Origin of the sequence: Serratia sp. CY47444, assembly GCF_052168635.1 — a bacterium.
GTDB classification, from domain to species: Bacteria; Pseudomonadota; Gammaproteobacteria; order Enterobacterales; family Enterobacteriaceae; genus Serratia; species Serratia bockelmannii.
The window spans coordinates 114,762-133,917 of sequence record NZ_JBJNMH010000005.1 but is presented as its reverse complement, the minus strand read 5'-3'; the positions used below and the strand labels follow the sequence as shown (position 1 = coordinate 133,917).

At 62.0% G+C, this 19,156-nt stretch carries 20 protein-coding genes; 9 read left to right on the top strand and 11 right to left on the bottom strand.

The window, feature by feature from the left end:
* Window positions 1–14 precede the first annotated feature (14 nt).
* On the top strand, window positions 15–569 hold the full coding sequence (locus ACJ8IL_RS09995; RefSeq protein WP_025304075.1) for a hypothetical protein: 555 nt from the start codon (window positions 15–17) through the stop codon (window positions 567–569).
* Here ACJ8IL_RS09995 and ACJ8IL_RS09990 read toward each other — a convergent pair.
* Entirely contained in the window at window positions 541–2,823 is a 2,283-nt protein-coding gene (locus ACJ8IL_RS09990; protein ID WP_442516518.1) for a molybdopterin guanine dinucleotide-containing S/N-oxide reductase, read from the bottom strand. The two genes, ACJ8IL_RS09995 and ACJ8IL_RS09990, sit on opposite strands and share 29 nt — an antisense overlap.
* A gap of 220 nt (window positions 2,824–3,043) precedes the next feature.
* Here ACJ8IL_RS09990 and galR point away from each other — a divergent pair, with 220 nt between their 5' ends.
* The 3 genes from galR to ACJ8IL_RS09975 all read left to right on the top strand — a co-directional run bounded on the left by galR (window position 3,044) and on the right by ACJ8IL_RS09975 (window position 4,874).
* On the top strand, window positions 3,044–4,063 hold the full coding sequence (gene galR, locus ACJ8IL_RS09985; protein WP_028127674.1) for an HTH-type transcriptional regulator GalR: 1,020 nt from the start codon (window positions 3,044–3,046) through the stop codon (window positions 4,061–4,063).
* A 158-nt stretch (window positions 4,064–4,221) separates the two neighbouring features.
* Window positions 4,222–4,566 (top strand): type II toxin-antitoxin system RelE/ParE family toxin, encoded by a 345-nt coding sequence (locus ACJ8IL_RS09980; protein ID WP_147823276.1) that lies wholly within the window; start codon window positions 4,222–4,224, stop codon window positions 4,564–4,566.
* Window positions 4,567–4,571: 5 nt separating this feature from the next.
* Complete coding sequence (locus ACJ8IL_RS09975) at window positions 4,572–4,874, top strand: helix-turn-helix domain-containing protein (RefSeq protein ID WP_025304078.1); 303 nt, start codon at window positions 4,572–4,574, stop codon at window positions 4,872–4,874.
* A gap of 27 nt (window positions 4,875–4,901) precedes the next feature.
* Here ACJ8IL_RS09975 and lysA read toward each other — a convergent pair whose 3' ends face one another.
* Entirely contained in the window at window positions 4,902–6,164 is a 1,263-nt protein-coding gene (lysA, locus tag ACJ8IL_RS09970; RefSeq protein ID WP_141998881.1) for a diaminopimelate decarboxylase, read from the bottom strand.
* A 133-nt stretch (window positions 6,165–6,297) separates the two neighbouring features.
* Here lysA and ACJ8IL_RS09965 point away from each other — a divergent pair, with 133 nt between their 5' ends.
* Window positions 6,298–7,221: a LysR family transcriptional regulator gene (locus tag ACJ8IL_RS09965; RefSeq protein WP_060422988.1), complete on the top strand. Its 924-nt coding sequence runs from the start codon at window positions 6,298–6,300 to the stop codon at window positions 7,219–7,221.
* A 27-nt stretch (window positions 7,222–7,248) separates the two neighbouring features.
* On the opposite strand, the gene ACJ8IL_RS09960 is transcribed toward ACJ8IL_RS09965, so the two are convergent.
* A complete protein-coding gene (locus ACJ8IL_RS09960; RefSeq protein WP_049206124.1) occupies window positions 7,249–8,157 on the bottom strand; it encodes a LysR family transcriptional regulator in 909 nt (302 codons plus the stop codon).
* A gap of 108 nt (window positions 8,158–8,265) precedes the next feature.
* On the opposite strand from ACJ8IL_RS09960, the gene ACJ8IL_RS09955 reads away from it, so the two are divergent.
* Window positions 8,266–9,150 carry an MBL fold metallo-hydrolase gene (locus tag ACJ8IL_RS09955; protein WP_025304082.1) on the top strand — a complete coding sequence of 295 codons (885 nt, stop codon included), beginning with the start codon at window positions 8,266–8,268 and terminating at the stop codon, window positions 9,148–9,150.
* Window positions 9,151–9,218: 68 nt separating this feature from the next.
* Complete coding sequence (locus ACJ8IL_RS09950; RefSeq protein WP_025304083.1) at window positions 9,219–9,866, top strand: DsbA family protein; 648 nt, start codon at window positions 9,219–9,221, stop codon at window positions 9,864–9,866.
* Window positions 9,867–9,894: 28 nt separating this feature from the next.
* Here the strand turns inward: ACJ8IL_RS09950 and ACJ8IL_RS09945 are convergent, their stop codons facing one another.
* Complete coding sequence (locus ACJ8IL_RS09945) at window positions 9,895–10,602, bottom strand: hypothetical protein (RefSeq protein ID WP_060435046.1); 708 nt, start codon at window positions 10,600–10,602, stop codon at window positions 9,895–9,897.
* A 205-nt stretch (window positions 10,603–10,807) separates the two neighbouring features.
* Between ACJ8IL_RS09945 and ACJ8IL_RS09940 the strand changes: the two genes are divergently transcribed.
* Window positions 10,808–12,535, top strand: coding sequence for an ABC transporter ATP-binding protein/permease (locus ACJ8IL_RS09940; protein WP_025304085.1), 1,728 nt, complete (start codon window positions 10,808–10,810; stop codon window positions 12,533–12,535).
* Between the two features lie 36 nt (window positions 12,536–12,571).
* Here the strand turns inward: ACJ8IL_RS09940 and agaF are convergent, their stop codons facing one another.
* From agaF to agaR, 6 genes are read right to left on the bottom strand one after another with little or no spacing between them, the layout of a single operon-like run.
* The gene (gene agaF / locus ACJ8IL_RS09935; protein WP_025304086.1) at window positions 12,572–13,006 is read right to left on the bottom strand and encodes a PTS galactosamine/N-acetylgalactosamine transporter subunit IIA; all 435 of its coding nucleotides are present in this window, start codon (window positions 13,004–13,006) and stop codon (window positions 12,572–12,574) included.
* A 10-nt stretch (window positions 13,007–13,016) separates the two neighbouring features.
* The gene (locus ACJ8IL_RS09930; protein ID WP_147823273.1) at window positions 13,017–13,910 is read right to left on the bottom strand and encodes a PTS system mannose/fructose/sorbose family transporter subunit IID; all 894 of its coding nucleotides are present in this window, start codon (window positions 13,908–13,910) and stop codon (window positions 13,017–13,019) included.
* Window positions 13,900–14,679: a PTS N-acetylgalactosamine transporter subunit IIC gene (agaW, locus tag ACJ8IL_RS09925; RefSeq protein ID WP_019455697.1), complete on the bottom strand. Its 780-nt coding sequence runs from the start codon at window positions 14,677–14,679 to the stop codon at window positions 13,900–13,902. The genes ACJ8IL_RS09930 and agaW overlap by 11 nt, the downstream gene beginning before the upstream one ends.
* A 14-nt stretch (window positions 14,680–14,693) precedes the next feature.
* Window positions 14,694–15,170: a PTS N-acetylgalactosamine transporter subunit IIB gene (gene agaV, locus ACJ8IL_RS09920; RefSeq protein WP_019455696.1), complete on the bottom strand. Its 477-nt coding sequence runs from the start codon at window positions 15,168–15,170 to the stop codon at window positions 14,694–14,696.
* A 1-nt stretch (window position 15,171) separates the two neighbouring features.
* Window positions 15,172–16,455 (bottom strand): D-tagatose-bisphosphate aldolase, class II, non-catalytic subunit, encoded by a 1,284-nt coding sequence (locus ACJ8IL_RS09915; protein ID WP_043139785.1) that lies wholly within the window; start codon window positions 16,453–16,455, stop codon window positions 15,172–15,174.
* 23 nt (window positions 16,456–16,478) lie between these two features.
* Window positions 16,479–17,252 carry a transcriptional repressor AgaR gene (agaR, locus tag ACJ8IL_RS09910; RefSeq protein ID WP_004931804.1) on the bottom strand — a complete coding sequence of 258 codons (774 nt, stop codon included), beginning with the start codon at window positions 17,250–17,252 and terminating at the stop codon, window positions 16,479–16,481.
* Window positions 17,253–17,755: 503 nt separating this feature from the next.
* Between agaR and ACJ8IL_RS09905 the strand changes: the two genes are divergently transcribed.
* Entirely contained in the window at window positions 17,756–18,976 is a 1,221-nt protein-coding gene (locus ACJ8IL_RS09905) for a CynX/NimT family MFS transporter (RefSeq protein ID WP_025304089.1), read from the top strand.
* On the opposite strand, the gene ACJ8IL_RS09900 is transcribed toward ACJ8IL_RS09905, so the two are convergent.
* Window positions 18,969–19,136 (bottom strand): hypothetical protein, encoded by a 168-nt coding sequence (locus ACJ8IL_RS09900; protein WP_167324577.1) that lies wholly within the window; start codon window positions 19,134–19,136, stop codon window positions 18,969–18,971. The genes ACJ8IL_RS09905 and ACJ8IL_RS09900 overlap by 8 nt on opposite strands.
* Window positions 19,137–19,156: the final 20 nt, after the last annotated feature.

Sequence of the window (19,156 nt, the reverse complement as noted above, 5' to 3'; positions counted from 1 at the left end):
TATCAGGAGAACACATGAAAGTGATTTATTATGGGTTGGCAGCCATAGCCATCAGTTTTGGGGCTAACGCTAACTGCACGCTAACGACCACACAAAACAGCATTTATCTGGGGGAGCACAATATTGGGACACTGTCTCAGCAATCCACTCTGCTGCACAGCGCCCCATTGCAGTATCGGTTGACTTGCGATGAGCCAGTGCAGTTGCAGGGGTTCACTCTGCGGGAGAATAGAAACCTGGCAGAAGGAGGCGGCGCAACCGATGCTTCTAGCTATCTCAGCCTCACGGTTGATGAATTACGCAACGATGATGGTGAGCCCCTTTCCTTTTCACTCGCCCCCGGGCAACCACGCCAAAGACATCTACCCAACTATCGTTTATCCGTCGATCGGGAAGCATTACACATCCTTGTACCGGATAACGAGGTTGGGCAACACTTCACACTGTCATTAACAGTCTCCAGTTTCGCCGCGGCCGCGACACAACTGCGTCAACAGCAACGCGATAACATCCCGCTGTCGACCCAATTGCTGGTCAGCGCTAACTATCTTGATCCCGACGTTCGGTGAATGCGCTGACCTCCACCAGACAGCTCATGGCGTTCGGCCCCTGCGTCAGCGGCGAGGTGCCGATATCGAGCGTCAGCACGTTCGGGTTGCCCGCCTGCTCGACCGGCCGGCGCTGCGCGTCGTAACCCGGCTCGAACCAGGCGCCGGTCGCCATCAGCACCACGCCGCGCGTCACGCCATCGGTGAGCGATACCCCCGCCAGACAGCTGCCGCGTGCGTTGCTAACCAGCACTTCGGCGCCGTCCGCCACGCCGCGCGGCGCCGCATCGTCCGGATGCATGTACAAGGTTTCGCGCCCGGCAGTCTTGTTGCCCTGCGCCAGCGGCGCCGGATCCATCTGGCTATGCAGGCGATCGCTCGGTTGAATGGAGATCAGGTGCAGCGGCCAGTTTTTGGCCTGCGGCGCGCCCAGCCACTCCACCGGCGGCCGCCACTGCGGATGCGGCGCGAAATCTTCGTAGCGATAGCCGGCGATCCGCTCGCTGAACAGCTCTATCTTGCCGCTGGACGTTTGCAGCGGGTTAGCCTGCGGATCGGCGCGGAACGCCTCAAAAAAGACGAACTCTTTGGCCGGCGCGGGCAGTTCGACATAGCCCCGGCGCCAGAAATCCTCAAACTCGGGCCAGGCGACGCCGGCGCGCTGCTGCGCTGCGCCGCATTGCCGGTAGATAGCTTCGATCCAAGCCCGCTCGTCGCGATTTTCGGTAAAGCGCTCACGATAGCCGAGACGCTCCGCCAGATCGGCGAAAATATCGAAATCGTTGCGCGCCTGATGCTGCGGCGCAATGGCCTGATGCATCGCCAACACGTAGCGATCGCGCGACGAGCCGCCGATGTCGTTACGCTCCAGCGAACTGGTGACCGGCAGCACGATGTCCGCCATTTTGGCCGCCGCCGTCCACCAGATATCTTGAACGATCACCGTGTCCGGCTTCTGCCACCCCTCCACCAGCCGATTCAACTGCTGATGATGATGGAACGGGTTGCCGCCGGCCCAGTGCACCAAATGGATATCCGGATAATGCCGCGTCTCGCCGCAAAATTGATAGGCTTCGCCGGGGTGCAACAGCATGTCGCAGATGCGCGCCACCGGGATCGCCAGCCCGGCCGGGTTTTCTCCTACCGGCATGGTCGGCGCGGGGGTATCCACGCGCGGGTTGCCGACGCCGTTCATCGAGCCGTGGCCGAACGAGAAGCCGCCGCCCGGCAGCCCCACCTGGCCCAGCATCGCCGACAGCGCGATCATCATCCAGTACGGTTGTTCCCCCCGATGTGCGCGTTGCACGGAGTAGGAGCAGGTGATGAAACTGCGCACGCCGATCAGTTGCCGCGCCAGCAGCGCAATACGCGCCGCCGGAATGCCGGTAATGGCGCTGGCCCAGTCGGGGGTTTTCGCCACGCCGTCACCGGCGCCGTTCAGGTAATCCGCCAGCTGTTGATAGCCCACGCAGTGGCTGTGCAGGAAGGCTTCATCCTGCGCGCCCAGCCGCTGGATTTCATAAGCCAGCGCCAGCATCAGCGCCACGTCGGTATTCGGCCGGATCGGGATCCATTCCGCGTTGACGAACGCGGGGCAGTCGTCGCGCATCGGGCTAATGTTGATCACCGGCGTGCCCTTATGCGCCAGCTTTTGCAGCCAGGGTTTGAGCGCATGTTCCGCCGCGCCGCCGGAAGAAACCTGAGCGTTTTTCAGCGCCAACCCGCCAAACGCCACAAACAGCTCGCAATGCTCCACCACGCTCGGCCAACTGGTGACGCGCCCGGTCAAGGGCGAGAAAGTGCCGATCACATACGGCAGAAAGAACTGCGCCGCGCCCCAGCTGTAGTTGCCCTGCTGATCGACGCCGCCGCCGCCGCTGAAGTAGAACCGCCGCACCAGCGAGCGGGCATGGTGCAGCCGCCCGGCCGACGACCAGCCATAAGAGCCGGTAAACAACCCGGAGGCGCCGTAACGCTCGCGCACCCGGCGATTCTCTTGCGCCACCAAATCGAGCGCTAACTCCCAGCCCACCTCAACGAAATCTTCCCTGCCGCGCAGCGTACGGTCGCTGCCCTCGCGCTTTTGCAGCCACGAGCGGCGCACCGCCGGCTTGCGGATGCGTTTGTCGGAGTAGACCATCGGGACGATGGAATCGAGCAGCGGCGAAGGGTCGGGATCGTCGACGAAGGGTTCACAACGGATAAGCCGACCGTCTTCAACCACGGCGGTATAAGCGCCCCAATGGGCGAGCTGCGGATAGCGTTTAATGGACATGGCATTCTCGGCGCAAATCGGAATGTACAGACGTTACCTCAGCCCGGCGCCAGTGCCAACGTACAAATTGCGCTATCGTTCGGTCGTCGATGGTTATGCGTACAGACTCGAAGAGATTCTGCAACGGCCGCCACAAGTTGCGCACGAGACCGCTTGCAGCCCCGGTTTTTTTCCGCAAAACTGGGGGATGTAAGCGATTACCCAGGATGTGTTGACTGATATGGCTACGATAAAGGATGTTGCCAGGCTGGCGGGTGTTTCCGTGGCCACGGTATCCCGCGTGATAAACAATTCCCCCAAGGCCAGCGAAGGGTCGCGCACCGCGGTGCTGGCCGCCATGGAACAACTGCAGTATCACCCTAACGCCAACGCACGGGCGCTGGCGCAGCAATCCACCGAGACGCTGGGCCTGATCGTCTCCGACGTTTCCGATCCCTTCTTCGGCGCAATGGTCAAAGCGGTCGAGCAGGTGGCCTATGCCACCCACAATTTTCTGCTGATTGGCAACGGTTACCACGACGCCGAAAAAGAGCGCCAGGCGATTGAACAGCTGGTGCGGCACCGCTGCGAAGCGCTGGTGGTGCACGCCAAAAGGCTGAGCGATCAGGAACTTTGCGGCTGGATGCAACAGATCCCGGGCATGGTGCTGATCAACCGCACGCTGCCGGGCTTCGAAACACGCTGCGTGGCGCTCGACGATCGCTACGGCGCCTGGTTGGCGACCCGTCATCTGATCCAGCAAGGGCACCAGCGCATCGCCATCATCTGCTCCACTCACCAGATTTCCGACGCCACCGACCGGCTGCAGGGCTATCTCGACGCGCTGCGGGAACACGGTATCGCGGTGGATGAAAAGCTGATCGCCTATGGCGAACCGGACGAGATCGGCGGCGAACAGGCGATGACCGAGTTGCTCGGCCGCGGCCGTTCGTTCTCCGCCATTACCTGCTATAACGATCCGATGGCCGCCGGCGCGCTGTCGGTGTTGAGCGATAACAGCGTCGACGTACCGGGGGAAATTTCGCTGATCGGTTTCGACGACGTGTTGATTTCGCGCTACCTGCGCCCACGCCTGACCACCATTCGCTACCCTATCGTCGCGATGGCCACCCAGGCGGCAGAGCTGGCCCTGGCGCTGGCCAACCGGCAACCGCTGCCGGAAATCACCAACATGTTCAGCCCGACGCTGGTGCGCCGCCACTCGGTCGCCACCCTCAACAACGCGCACGAACAGCCGTAATGACATCGCTGCATGGGTGAGCAGTCACCCATGCGTTCATATTGCGTAGCCCGCCGCATTTCCCGCTTTTGGATTTTTTCCGCTCCCTGCGTTCGTGCATATTGTTCGAACAATAACCTTTACACTATATAGCATAAAAGCTATATTCTGAGCGCATCATGTGGCAAGTGGTGACCGTCGAACGGTTCGACGACTGGTTTTTAGCGCTGAACAACGCCCAGCAAACCAGCATCCTGGCGGCGATCTTCAAATTACAGACGTTCGGCCCGCAGTTGGCGCGGCCGCACGCCGATACGCTGCATTTTTCCGACGCGGCCCGGCAGTTGAAGGAGCTGCGCGTTCAACATCGCGGGCGCCCTTTCAGAGGGTTTTTCGCCTTTGACCCACAGCGGCAAGCGGTATTGCTGTGCGGCGGCGATAAAACTGGCGACCAACGCTTTTACCAGCGCATGTTGCCCATCGCCGCCATGGAGTTTTCACATTATCTGGCAACCCGGAGGTAGTGCAGATGGCCAAACCTTTATCCCAACTGATCGATAAACTCGATCCCGCCGTCGTTGCCGCAGCCAGGCAAAAAGCGGACAAGGAAATTTTCGAGCTGCGGCTGGCAATGCTGAGGGAAGAGCTGGCGGTCTCTCAGGTTGAATTGGCGAAGCGGCTCGGCATCAGCCAACCCTCCGTCGCCAATTTGGAAAAGCGCGGCAGCGAAATAAAGCTGTCGTCGCTCAAACGCTATATCGAGGCGATGGGCGGCACGCTGTCGCTGGATGTGCAATTGCCCAATGGCCAGCACCGCCGCATGACGCTGTGAAGCGGGCGCCAGGCGCCCGCCCGCTGATCAGATAAGTTCCAGCGCGATCAGTTCTTCGATGGTTTGGCGGCGGCGGATCAAACGCGGCTCGCCGTTTTCGAACAGCACTTCAGGCAACAGCGGGCGGCTGTTGTAGTTGGAGGACATCGACGCGCCGTAGGCACCGGTGTCGTGAAACACCAGATAATCGCCGATCTGGACCGGCGGCAGTTCGCGGGTTTCCACGCCGCCGCCCGCCTGCTGGGTGAAGACGTCGCCGGATTCGCACAGCGGCCCGGCGATCACCGTTTCGCGCAGCGGTTGCCCCGAGGTAGCGCGCCCATCGGCCGGCAACAGTGAAATATGGTGATAGCTGCCGTACATTGCCGGGCGCATCAGATCGTTAAAACCGGCGTCCACCAGCACGAAGTGGCGGCTGCCCATGTCTTTCACCGCCCGCACCTCGGCCACCAAGACGCCTGCTTCAGCCATCAGGAAACGCCCGGGTTCAATCTCCAGCTGCACCGGATGCCCCAGATGCGCGGCGATGCGTTCACGCGCCCGGTTCCACAAACCGAAATAGTGTTCGGTATCGATCGCCTCTTCGCCGTACTGATACGGGATAGACAGGCCGCCGCCGGCGGAAATGGCGCTGATGTCATGACCGAGATCGATCACCTGCTGCACCATCGCATCGCAGACCCGCTCCAGATGCTGATAATCGACGCCAGAACCGATGTGCATGTGCACGCCGATCAGCTTCAGGCCGTAGCGGCGGATCTTCTCCACCGCCTGCGGCAGGTCGGCATACCAGATACCGTGCTTGCTGTTCTCGCCGCCGGTGTTGGTTTTCTGGCTATGGCCGTGGCCAAACCCCGGGTTAATGCGCAGCCACACCGGGTGCCCTGCGGAAACCTGGCCGAGCTGATCCAGCATGTCGATGGAACCGGCGTTGACCGGAATCTTCAATTCGCTGACGCGCGCCAGCGTGGCGTGATCCAACACGTCCGCAGTAAACACGATCTCGCTCGGTTCGCCGCCCGGCTGAAAACCGGCCCGCAGTGCCCGCTCAATCTCGCCCAGCGACACCGAATCCACCTTCACGCCCTGCTCACGCATCAAGCGCAAAATATGAATGTTCGAACAGGCCTTCTGCGCGAAACGGACGGTATCGAAATGGCGCAGCTGAGCGATGCGCTGGCTGATGATGTCAGCATCATAGGCCCAGACCGGGCAGCCGAAACGCTGCGGCAAGGCCAACAGGTTAGCGGCGTTCAACGCGGTGGAGGTGTCGTGCAACGGGCGTGGCATGGCGATATTCCCAATTCGAAAATGACGGCAGATAGAGCCATAGTGCCGCACGCTGAATCGGGTGGAAAATATCTATTTAGCCATAGTCTATTCATTTATGATATGGCTTTCCCCTTAATCGAGCGGCCTCACCATGCACAGCATCTCTTTGCGGCAGATCGAAATTTTTCGGGCGGTGATGACCACCGGCAACCTGACCGAGGCGGCGGCCCTGCTGCAGACCTCGCAACCGACCGTCAGCCGCGAGCTGGCGCGCTTTGAGAAGCTGATCCGGCTGCAGCTGTTCGACCGGGTGCGCGGTCGCTTGTCCCCCACGGTGCAGGGCCTACGGTTGTTCGAAGAAGTGCAGCGCTCCTATTACGGCCTCGATCGCATCGTCAACGCCGCCGCCGGCATTCGCCAGTTTCAGCAGGCGCAGCTGTCGATCGTGTGCCTGCCGGTATTTTCTCAATCGCTGCTGCCGGCGGTGTGTCGGCCCTTTATCGAACGTTACCCGGAAGTCAGCTTCAGCGTCATCCCGCAAGAGTCGCCGCTGCTGGAAGAGTGGCTGTCTGCCCAGCGTCACGATCTCGGGCTGACGGAAACCACCCTGACGCCGGCGGGCACCGAGCGGGTGACGTTGATGACGTTGAACGAAGTCTGCGTGCTGCCGACGGGCCACCCGCTGCTGGTGAAAGATCGGCTGACGCCGCAGGACTTCGCCGGGCAGAACTTTATCAGCCTGTCGAGCACCGACAGCTATCGCCACCTGCTGGATGCGCTGTTCGGCGAACAGGGCGTCGAGCGCCGCATGGTGATGGAAACGCACAGCGCGGCGTCGGTGTGCGCCATGGTGAGGGCCGGCGTGGGGGTGTCGATCGTCAACCCGCTGACGGCGCTCGACTATGCCGGCAACGGTGTGCACGTGCGGCCGTTCAGCATCGACGTGCCGTTCACCGTCAGCCTGATCCGGCCGCTGCACCGCCCTTCGTCGGCGCTGGTGACGGCCTTTATCGACCACCTTCATCAGCAGGCCGCCGCCTTTGCCGCCCGACTGGCCGCCGCCGTCAGGCGCTGAAAGCGGCGTGGGAATATTGCCGAAGTATCAGCGCAGCGTCGCCTGCCACTGCGGATCGGTGGCGAACCACTCCACCAGAAAGTCCAGCATGGTGCGCAAGGTGGCGGGCATCTGGCGGCGTGAGGTATAGATGCCGTAGATGCCCATCGACTGCGGCCGATAACCCGGCAGCAACTCAACCAGTTCGCCGCTGGCCAGCAGCGGCGCCGCCGAATAATAGGGTTGCATGGAAATGCCCGCCCCCTGCACCGTGCCGGCCATCAGCACCACCGATTCGTTGGCGCTCAGGTTGCCGCTGACCGCCACCGCCGATTTCACGCCCTGAGCATCGAAGTGCCACAGGCTTTTGCCGAAATAGGAGTAGGTCAGGCAGTTGTGCAACGCCAGATCCTGCGGCTGGCGCGGGGTGCCGTGCGCCGCCAGATATGCCGGCGCGGCGCACACCACCGATGCGCAGGTGGACAGCGGCCGGGCGATCAGGTTGGGATCCAGTTCGTTGGTGATGCGCAGCGCCAGATCGATGCGCTCCTCCACCAGGTTCACCGCCCGGTTGTTCATCTGCAGATCGACCGCCACCTGCGGGTGACGTTTCAGATACTGAGCGACGGCCCCCACCAGCGCCGTTTGCCCGAGCGACTGCGAACAGGTGATGCGCAGCAGGCCGCGCAGCTCGTCGCTCTGCCCTTCCTCCACCAGATCGATCTCCCCCGCCAGCGCCAGCATTTGCCGGCAACGTTCCAGAGTACGCTCCCCGGCGTCGGTCAGACTAAGCTTACGGGTAGTGCGGTGCAGTAAACGCGCCCCGGCCCATTGCTCCATCTGCGCCAGGTAGCGCGTCACCATCGCGCGCGACATCTCCAGCGTTTCCGCGGCGGCGATCATGCTGCCGCGATCGACGATGGTGACAAAAACCTCAGCGGCGGTAATGCGATCCATGATTAGTCCGATTTATGCAACGAATAATTGCTTATTATCCGGTTTTTCTATCGCTTTATGCAACCTAACATCATTACAACATTAACTGATACCTAAGGACCTCTGCCCATGTTTAAAAAATCACTGTTAACTCTGGCCTTCACCGGCGTCGCCACCCTGAGCACTTACGCCACCGCTGCCGATACCCTGACCATGGAAGTGTATAACCCGGGCGAGAAAAGCGTGTTCCCGGTGTCTTCCGAAATCGTCAGCGGCAAACACGAAGTGGCGCTGATCGACGCTCAGTTCCAGCGTAACGATGCCGAAGAGCTGGTGAAAAAGATCAAGGCGACCGGCAAGAAACTGACCACCGTTTATATCAGCCACTCAGACCCGGATTTCTATTTCGGTCTGGACGTGATCAAGGCAGCCTTCCCGGAGGCGAAAATCATCGCTTCGCCAGGCACCATCAAGGACATCAACGCCACCAAAGACGGTAAAGTCGCCTATTGGGGCCCGATCCTGAAAGACAACGCGCCGAAAACCGTGATCGTGCCGCAGCCGCTGCAGGGCGACAGCTTCACCATCGACGGCCAGAAAGTGGAAGTGAAAGGCCTGAACGGCCCGACCCCCGATCGCACCTTCGTGTGGATCCCGGCGCTGAAAGCGGTCGTGGGCGGTGTCGCGGTCGCCGGTGACAATATCCATCCGTGGATCGCCGACAACCAGAGCGTAGAATCGCGCCAGCACTGGCAGCAGACGCTGAAAAACATCGAAGCACTGAAGCCACAGGTCGTCGTGCCGGGCCACTTCCTGCCGGGCGCAGCGCAAACGCTGGCATCGGTGCACTTTACCCAAAAATACCTGACCACGCTGGAAGCCGAGCTGCCGAAAGCCAAGGATTCCGCCGCGCTGATTGAAGCGATGAAAAAACACTACCCGACGCTGAAAGACGAGTCGAGCCTGGAACTGAGCGCGAAAGTGCTGAAAGGCGAGATGAAGTGGCCGCAATAAGCGCCCGTGCGTGATTGAACCAGCCCTGGCGCCGCGGTGAACTGCCGCGCGCCAAGCGAGGAGTAAAAATGACCGAAACCACTCTGCATTATATTTTCGATCCGCTGTGCGGCTGGTGCTACGGCGCCGCGCCGCTGGTGAAAGCGGCTCAGAGCCTCCCCGGGCTGAAGGTGGTGCCGCACGCCGGCGGCATGATGACCGGTAACAACCGCCGCCAAATCACCGACGAATGGCGCAACTACGTCATTCCGCACGACAAACGCATCGCGGAGATGACGGGCCAGCCTTTCGGCGAAGCCTATTTCAACGGCCTGCTGCGCGACACCACGGCAGTGATGGATTCCGAGCCGCCGATCACCGCTATCCTGGCGGCGGAGAAACTGGCGGGACGCGGGCTGGACATGCTGCACCGCATTCAGCGGGCGCACTACCAGGAAGGCCGGCGCATCGCCGACACGCCGGTGCTGGAAGCGTTGGCGAAAGAGCTGGGGTTGCCTTCGGCGGCGTTTATCGCCGAAATGCGCTTTAGCAGCGGCGCGCCAACCGCGCAACACATCGCGGAAAGCCGGGCGCTGCTGGCCAAAGTGCAAGGCCAGGGCTTCCCGACCTTTGCGCTGCAGGACAGCGAAGGCCGCCTGCATCTGCTGCCGGCCGGCAACTATCTGGGCAATGTGGAAGCTTGGAAAAACCTGCTGGGCGCCGCCGCGCTGGCGTAACCCTTCTCGCCCCGATCGCCGGGGCGGGTCATTCGACCCGCACGAACCGCCCTTCGGCCCGCACGTTGTGACCGAACCCGCAATCCCCCCGCGTGTGCATCTCCAGCGCTTGTTTGCCAAACGCCATTGTCACGTCGCAGACCTGCGCGCTTTCCGCTTCATGCTGGTGGTAGACAGCCTTGCCGTGTTCGATCGGCAGCTCGGCGGTGAAGTCGCCCATGTTCGGCCCGTAATACAGCCCCATCTGCGGCATGGCGTAGCCGGAAAACGCGATCAACCAGCGCTCGCCCTGCGGCTTCACCGTCACTTCGCTCCACACGCCGCGCCCGGCGTATTGCCAATACACGCCGGCCAGCCCCTGCGGCTGTGGCCACTGCGCCAGGCGTTGGCGCAACAGGCTCATGTTGTGCTGCGATTTGTCATCGTGCGGCGCCAGCGCCAGATAGGCCTGCGCCTTGAGCAATTCGCCGGCGTGCATCAGCGACAACGCCACGTTGTTGTAGGCCGTAGCGACAGCCTGCTCGCTCAGGCCGCAAAACTCGCTCCAGGCCGCCTGATCGCGAAAGATGTCGGCGGCTTTAGCGTAATCCTGCCGCTGATAGGCCTTTTTTCCCAGTTCGGCGTAGCTCGCCACCTTTTGGCAGTCGGCGGCGATGTCCGGCTCGTCAATGTGCGCCCAGGCCCGGACGCTGGCGAAGACGCCGCAGGTCAGCAACAGAGGAAACCAAGCCTTCATCGTTTATCCTTTCTGCAAAAATTCGGCGCCAGTATAACCGCCCGGCGCCGGAGTGTATGCCGCAATTGCGCCCAGCTGCACGCTGCCGGCAATTCAGCCGCTTTATTTCAAACGGTTAGCGGAGTTAAAACTGCTTACAGTCACGGTTTGTTTGTTACCGGCCCGCAGCCCATGCTGAACGAAATACCGCAATTATCGAGCCGTTATGAACGCAACCCCCTTGCAGAAACACGCCGTGTGGCAGCTGATCAAACCCTTTTGGGTGTCGGAGGAACGATGGCGCGCCTGGATGATGCTGATCGCCATCGTCATCCTGTCACTCGGCCTGGTCTATATCAGCGTGCTGATCAACCAGTGGAACCAGGTGTTCTACGATGCGTTGCAGAACAAAAACTACCCGGTGTTCAAGGCGCAGCTGTGGCGCTTTACCTATCTGGCGCTGATTTTTATCGTGTTGGCGGTCTACAAGATCTACCTCACCCAGGGGCTCCAGATGCGCTGGCGGCGCTGGATGACGGAAAAGTTCATGGGGAAGTGGTTGGCGCACCAGGCGTATTATCACACCGAGCAGCAACAGATCGTCGATAACCCCGATCAGCGTATCGCGGAAGATCTCAACGTATTGACCCAATATACCCTGTCGCTGTCACTCGGGCTGCTCTCCAGCCTGGTGACGCTGTTTTCCTTTATCGACATTTTATGGCACGTCAGCGGGCCGATGACCTTCGCGCTCGGTCAGCACGCCATCACGCTGTCCGGCTATATGGTGTGGTTCGCGCTGCTGTATGCGGTGCTGGGATCGCTGCTGATCTGGTGGGTCGGCAAACCGCTGGTCATGCTGGGCTTCAACCAGGAACGGTACGAGGCGAACTTCCGTTTCGGCCTGATCCGCATCCGCGAAAACAACGACGCCATCGCGCTGTACCACGGCGAACCGCGCGAGGCACAGCAGCTAGGCGATCGTTTTGACACCATTCGCAGCAACTGGTGGGCAATTATGCGCATCACCCGGCGGCTGAACATTGCCACCAACTTCTACAGCCAGTTCGCCATCGTGTTTCCCCTGCTGGTGGCCGCGCCGCGCTATTTCTCCGGCGCCATTCAGATGGGCGGCCTGATGCAGATCGCCTCGGCCTTCGGCCAGGTGCAGGGGGCGCTGTCGTGGTTTATCGACGCGTTTAACGACTTGGCGACCTGGAAAGCCTGCGTTAACCGTTTGGCCGGCTTCAACGCCGCCGTCGATCAGGTTCACCATCAGCCGCGCGGCATTCAGCTGCGGGAAGAGGCCGCCCATCCGTTAACGCTGGATAATCTCAGCCTGAACTTACCCGACGGCCAGCCGCTGCTGGCCGGCGCCAAGATGACGCTGCAACGCGGCGATCGCCTGCTGATCGTCGGCCCTTCCGGCTGCGGCAAATCGACGCTGCTGCGGGCCATCGCCGGCATTTGGCCTTACGGCGCGGGCGCCATCGGGCTGCCGGCCAACGCCAATACCCTGTTCCTGCCGCAGCGCAGCTACATTCCGATCGGCACGCTGCGCGAGGCGCTGAGCTACCCGAGCCAGGCGACACAATACAGCGACGAGCAGCTGATGCGGGTGCTGGAAAACTGCCGCCTGAAGCACCTGCAGCGCTGGCTGGATACCGCCGCCAACTGGAGCCACCGCCTGTCGCCAGGCGAGCAACAGCGGCTGGCGTTCGCCCGCGCCCTGCTGATTCGCCCGAGCATCCTGTTCCTCGACGAAGCCACCAGCGCGCTGGACGACGAAACCGAGCAGCTGATGTACTGCCTGCTGGTGGATGAACTGCCGGACGTGACGCTGATCAGCGTGGCGCACCGTAACAGCGTGGCGAAGTACCACCAGACCTGCTGGCGCTTCAGCCGCAGCGAAGATCAACCGGCGCGCCTGGCGCTGAGCCCGCTGCCGGTATAACCCGCAGAGCCGGGCGCTACCGCGCCCGGCGTTCGTTCAGATGCCGTCGGTCTGCACGTCTTCGCACTTCACTCGGCGGCGCTCATGCCACAGGCTGGTCAGGCCCCGTTTGCCGCACGCCAGCGCCACCTCGCGAAACTCATCCAGGCTCAACCCGTCGCGCTCCAGCATCATTTCCGCCGCCAGCTGCATATTGACGCCGGTGAGCACTTCGCAATCGCCCTGCTCATCCGCCAGTTCGCAGGCGCTGCGAAACGGCGAACCGCCGAGCATATCGGTCAGGAACACCACGCCGTCCGGCTGCATCACCGCAGCCAGCGCCGAGCGTAGGGCGTCCCTGAGCTGCGCGGTACTCATCTGTTCGGGGAAATCAACCGCCGCGCAGTGCCGCTGCGGCCCCACCACCTGTTCCACCGCCTGCAACAGCCCGGTGGCAAAACCGCCGTGGCCGGTAATCACAATGCCTGGCATCGCTCGCTCCTCACAAAATGCCGATAAATTTGCCTACTACGCCGATCGCGACCGTGACGCCTATCAGCTTCACCGGTGAGAATCCGCGCTTCATCAGGAAGAAAATAAGCAGCGTGAAACACAGCGGCAATAAATTGGGCATCAACTTGTCCAGCACGTCGGTCTGCAAGGCCACGCTGGCCTTGCCGGCATGCATTACCAGCGGCGTGGACAGGTGCACATACGACGCCACCAGCGCGCCGATCACCGTCATGCCAACGATCGACGCAGCGTGAGAAATGCGCCGGGTGTGGGTCTTCAGCAGCGCCAGCGCGCTGGTGCCGGCCTGATAGCCGTAGTGCGCCAGCCCAAAACGCAGGCCGAAATGAAACAGGTTGAACAGCAGCAGGAAGACGATAGGCCCGAACAAGCTCCCTTCCAACGCTAGCGAAGCGCCTATCCCGGCACAGATCGGCAGCAGCGTCAGCCAAAATAACGCGTCGCCGATACCGCCGAGCGGCCCCATCAGCGCCACTTTCACCGCGCGAATGGTGGAGATTTTCTCCTTGTTCTGCTCCATCGCCAGCACCAGGCCGGACAGGAAGGTGACGTCGAACGGGTGCACGTTGATAAATTCCATGTGCATCCTCATCGAGTTGGCCAGATCCTGCGGGTTGCGGTGGATCTTGCGCAGCCCGGGGATCAGCTGATACAGCCAGCCGCCCGCCTGCATGCGTTCATAGTTGAACGACGCCTGCAGCAGCAGCGAACGCCAGGCCATGCGGTTGATGTCGCCGCGCGTCAGCGCCTCGGCGGGCTGGCTGTCCAGATAATCATCCTGCTCCACCTGGCTGGTGGCCAGCGCCTGCGCCATGCGCTGCTCGGCCTTTTGCGCCAGCAGATCGTCGGAATCGTTAAATGCCATCTTCGGCGTCCTCCTGCGGAGCGGGCCGGGCGGTCGCCTCTGCCGCGCCGCGTTGCGTGTTGAAGAAATCAATCAAAGCGATCGCCAGGGCGCCCAGCGCCACTGCCAGGATCGGCAGCTTGAGGAACGTGACCGAGATGAAACCGAGGATAAAATAAGCCACGTAGGTTTTTTTCATCATCACCTTCATCAGCAGCGAGAAACCGATCGCCGGCATCATGCCGCCCGCCACCGCCAGCCCGTCCAGCAGCCAGCCCGGCGCTTTCTGCACCATGGCGCTGGCCGCGTCGGCGCCGAAGTAAATCGGTAGGAACGCCACCACGAAATAGAAGATGAACAGGATGCTGATGCCGAGATAGTTCACCCGTTCTATGCCGCGCCAGTTCAGCTCTTTCACCATGCGATCGCAGCGGTGCATCATCGGTGAGAACAGCGTAAACAGCAGCGTGATGCAGCCCTGCACCGCAATCGAGAACGGCACTGCCACGCCGATCGCCACTTTAGGATCGGCCTTGGTCAGAATGGCGAACGCGGTGCCGATCACCCCGCCGATCACCACGTTCGGCGGTTGGGCGCCCGCCAGCGGCACCATCCCCATCCACACCAGCTCCAGCGTCCCGCCCACCAACAAGCCGGTGTAGACGTCACCCAAAATCAGCCCCACCAGCGGCCCCATCACCACCGGCCGGTGGAAGTGGGTTAGACCGTCGAACAGGTCAACCCCCGCCAATCCGGCCAACAGCGCAATCAATAACGCATCCGTCAACATGCTTCCCCCCAGGCTCAAAAGAGCAATTTGCCGATCGCCTCGCCCGCTTCATCCGGCACCCGGCGCACTTCGCACTCCACGCCCAGCGCCGCCAGCGCGCGGAACGCGGCCACGTCGCCGTCGTCCAGCGACACCGTTTTGTGCACCTGCCGCTTCCCCTCGGCGAAGTGCATATTGCCGACGTTGACGAAACGGATCGGCACCCCGCCGCGCACCAGCGTCAACACGTCCTGCGGTGTTTTGCACACCAGAAAAATCTTCTGCCTGTCCGCCGCCTTGTGGATCACGTCGATGGTTTTCTGCAGCGTGAAGTAGCGGGTCTGCACCCCTTCCGCCACCACCATGTCCATCAGGTTCTGCTGCACCGGATCGGCGGCGGCCTCGTCGTTAGCCACCACCACCAGGTTGGCGCCGAGGGTATTGGTCCAGGTCACACCCACCTGGCCGTGCACCAGGCGATTGTCGATGCGGGTCATTAAAATGTTCGGCATGTCAGCGGCCCTCCGGGTAACAGGCGGCGTGGTAATCGTCGAGCACCTGCGTCACTTTATGCAGCACCCACTCCTGCGGATCGGCGCTTAATTCGCCGGCGTTCAGCGCCCGCGCCTGATCCGGCAGGTACTGGCTGAGCAGCGCCAGCGGTGCCGGGCTGCGGCGCAGGTTGTCCAGCAACCCGTCGACGGCCTGCTGCACCTGCGGCTGCGGCCAGTAGTAACGCACCCGATCGCTCAGGCTGTAGTGGCGATCGAGATACTGCTGGTGCGGCGTGCCGTGGTAATAGCGGCTCCACTGCTGCGGCTGCTCGCGCATCACCTGCTCCAGCGTGGCGCACAGCTGCGCCGACTGGCGTTCCCCCAGCCATTCACGCTCGATGCGATCGAGGGCGAACAGCGCTTCGCGCAGCGCGAAGGTCAGCGCCGGCCCCACCTTCAGGATGGCGAAGTGATCGCGCACCAGTTGGCGGTAGGCCTGCGGTGGTTGGTAGTCCGTAGAGTGCGCTTCATAGATCATGCCCGGCTGCCTTTCGATGAAGTGGCTCAATGCGTCGGCGCGCTGCGGTTGGTAATGCTCAACGCTGTGGTGATCGAACTCGACGCCCGGCTGTACCACCAGCGCGATAGTTCGCTGCCAGGCATCGTTCAGCTCGGCTTTTTGCCAGGCGATGCGGTGCGTTTCCAGCGTTTGCGCCACCGCCTGCGGCGTGGTGACCTGCAGACCCGCCAGCGCCTCCTGCGCGCCGCCCGGGACCGGCACTTCGGTGCCGATTACATAGACCGGCGCTTCGCCGCCGCTCTGCGCCCAGGCCCGCTCCGCCACCGCGCACAGGCGCGCCGCACGCTCGGCGACCGTGGCATCCCCCAGGGGCGAGGGATCGCCGGCGCACGACATGGAACAATCGAGGTGAATTTTGCGAAATCCGGCGCGAACGTAATCGTCGATCAAGGTTTCCGCCAGCGCCATCGCCTCCTGAGCCGGGCGATCTTGCCAGGCGTTGGGCCCCAGGTGATCGCCACCCAGCCACACGCGCTCGCGCGCCAGGCCCACTTCATCCGCCAGGCGCCACAGCGCATCGCGGAACTGGGCCGCCGTTTGGCCGGTATAGCCGCCGAATTGATTAACCTGGTTGGACGTCGCCTCCACCAATACCGGCGTGCCGCGCGCTTTGGCCTGCCGCAGCGCGGCCTTCAGAACCCAGGGATGGGCGGAACAGACGGAAAAGATCCCGACCGGCATACCGGCCTTGTGCTGCTCGACAAGCTGTAACAACTGCTGCATGAAGCCCCCATGCAGGCGCCCTGCTACCGATCGGCGATGATGACCTCCACGCCCAGTTCGGTTAACGCCCGCTCGTAATCGTCCGGAAGACGGCTGTCGGTGATCAGCCGATGGATTTGTCCGGCTTCGCGAATCATGCAAAAGCTCTTGCGACCGAATTTGCTGGCATCCGCCACCGCGATAATCTCGCGTGCCACCTCGCACATCACGCGATTGAGGTGCGCCTCACCGGGGTGAGGCGTGGTGATGCCGGCGCTCAGATCGAACCCGTCGACGCCCAAAAACAGTTTGTCGAAGCGGTACTGACGCAATTGCTGCTCGGCAGCCGGACCGTAGAGCGAGTAAGAGTTGCGGCGCACGCTGCCCCCCAGCACCATGACTTCCACCCCGTCGTTTCCCGAAAGCTCGTAGGCAATGTTCAGCGCATTGGTCATCACCACCAGATCGCGCCGCCCCTTCAGGAACGGCACGATCTGCGCGGTGGTGGAACCGGAATCGAGGATCAACGCATCGCCATCGCGCACATAGCCGGCCGCCGCGTTGGCGATCAGCGTTTTGACGTCGCGATTCAACCGCCCTTTGTCCCGTAACGGCCGATCGAAAGCGAATTGCTGATTGAGCATTGCGCCGCCGTAAGCGCGCAGCGCACACCCTTTTCGTTCCAGAAAGCGCAGATCGTTGCGGATCGTCACCGTGGATACCGCAAACTGCTTACTGAGCTGCTCCACGCGCACGCTGCCGTGCTCGCATAACAGATCGATAATGTGTTCACGTCGCTTTGCGGTATTCACTGGCATGAGCTGCGGTCCTCAGGTTTCCGGCATCGCCGGGGAGAAGATGGCTTTCGCTCTACTGCGCTGGCATTACAGCAAAGCGAAAGCAATGAAATTGTGATCGGGCTTACAGCCCCGTTTTAGCAAAAAAACCGCCAAAAAACCTTTCGAATCGAAACGAATCGAAAAGCAAAAAGTGGAATGGGAGAAAAATGAAATGCCATGACGAGCGCTAACCCCCGGAGCGCTGAGACGTGGGCTGCACGGAAAGCGAAAGCGGCGCATGGTGCGCCCCACGCCATGACTTTTAGTTCACTCAGTGACCAGGATCACATAATGATAATTATCCTGCGGCCGGCGGGGATTAACCGCCACCATCCCGCCGGGCCATCCCCTTGTCAGTACGAGCCATCTTCCCTACACTTGCGATCAGATATCGGCCCCTTGTCGGTACGTAAGCGTTAACGTCAATCAACGCATCACGCCATGCAGCGCTGATTGACTGCATGCCCTGGTGCGAGGAACCCATGCCGCAACCCGCTTCATCCCCAGCGTCCACCGCGACCCCGCGTCGCCGGTTACACCGCCCTATTTTGCTGATCGTCGGCATTATGCTGATCGCGGCCAACCTGCGCGCCGCCCTGACCAGCGTCGGCCCGCTGCTGGAGCAGATCCAGCAACAGCTGGCGTTGTCCGCCACCGCCGCCGGCCTGATCAACTCACTGCCGCTGATCCTGTTCGCCATTCTCTCGCCGCTGACCCCAGCGCTGGCGAAACGCATCGGCATCGAGCGCACCCTGGGCCTGGCCCTCGCGCTGCTGGTCTGCGGTATCGTGCTACGTTCCCTGCCGCAAGACGCCATGCTCTGGCCGGGCAGCGTCCTGATCGGCGCCGCCATCGCCTTCGCCAACGTGGTGCTGCCAACGCTGGTGAAAAGAGATTTCCCACATCGCGCTGCCGCGATGATCGCTGCCTATGCGGCGGTGATGTCACTGGTTGCCGCCATCGCTTCCGGCCTGGCCGTGCCACTGGCCTCCCTGGCCAACCTCGGCTGGCGGTTCTCTTTGCTGTGTTGGGGTTTGCCCGCGCTGCTGGCGCTGTTGGTGTGGCTGCCGCAGCTGCGGCGCTCCGCCACCCCCGTCGCCAAAGAGCCGCAGCCAACAGAGCTGCAACGCTATCGCTCTCCCTGGGGCAGTGCACTGGGTTGGCAAGTAGCGATGTTCATGGGGCTGCAATCGATCGCCTTCTACACCATCATCGGCTGGTTCAGCGCCTTTGCCGCCAGCCACGGCACCTCCGCTCAGCAGGCGGGTTTCGAACTGTTCGTTTACCAGGTGGTGGCAATCGTCGCCAACTTTGTCATGGTGGTGATTTTGCCGCGTGCGCGCGATCAGCGGGCAATAGCGTTGGGCAGCTCGCTGCTGATCTTCATCGGCGTCGGGGGATTATTGGTGCAACCCGCCAGTTCACTGGTGTGGCTGACGTTTGCCGGGTTGGGGGCGGGGAGTTCGCTGGTGCTGGCGCTGTCGTTCTTTGGATTGCGCAGTCAGCATCATCATCAGGCGACGCTGCTGTCGGGTATGGCGCAATCCGTCGGTTATCTGTTAGCGGCGCTGGGGCCCACCCTATTTGGCTTACTGCACGATCTGACGGAAGGCTGGCGCTGGCCGTTGATCGCCCTGCTGTGCCTGACCGTCTTGCAAATGCTGTTCGGCGCGTTGGCCGGCCGCAGCCGCGTGATCAGCTAACGCTGCGGCGCGATGGGGGCCGCGCCGCCTCAGAGTCGGTGTCCTGCCATAAATCTTCAATAAAGGCGCGCTGCTCATCGCTCAGCACCCATGACGGCGGAATTTTGGACGGTGCGCGACGCTCAGCGCCCTCACGGTTTTTAGCCTGCTTTTTGTTCACGAATCGCCTTCCTGCTTAAC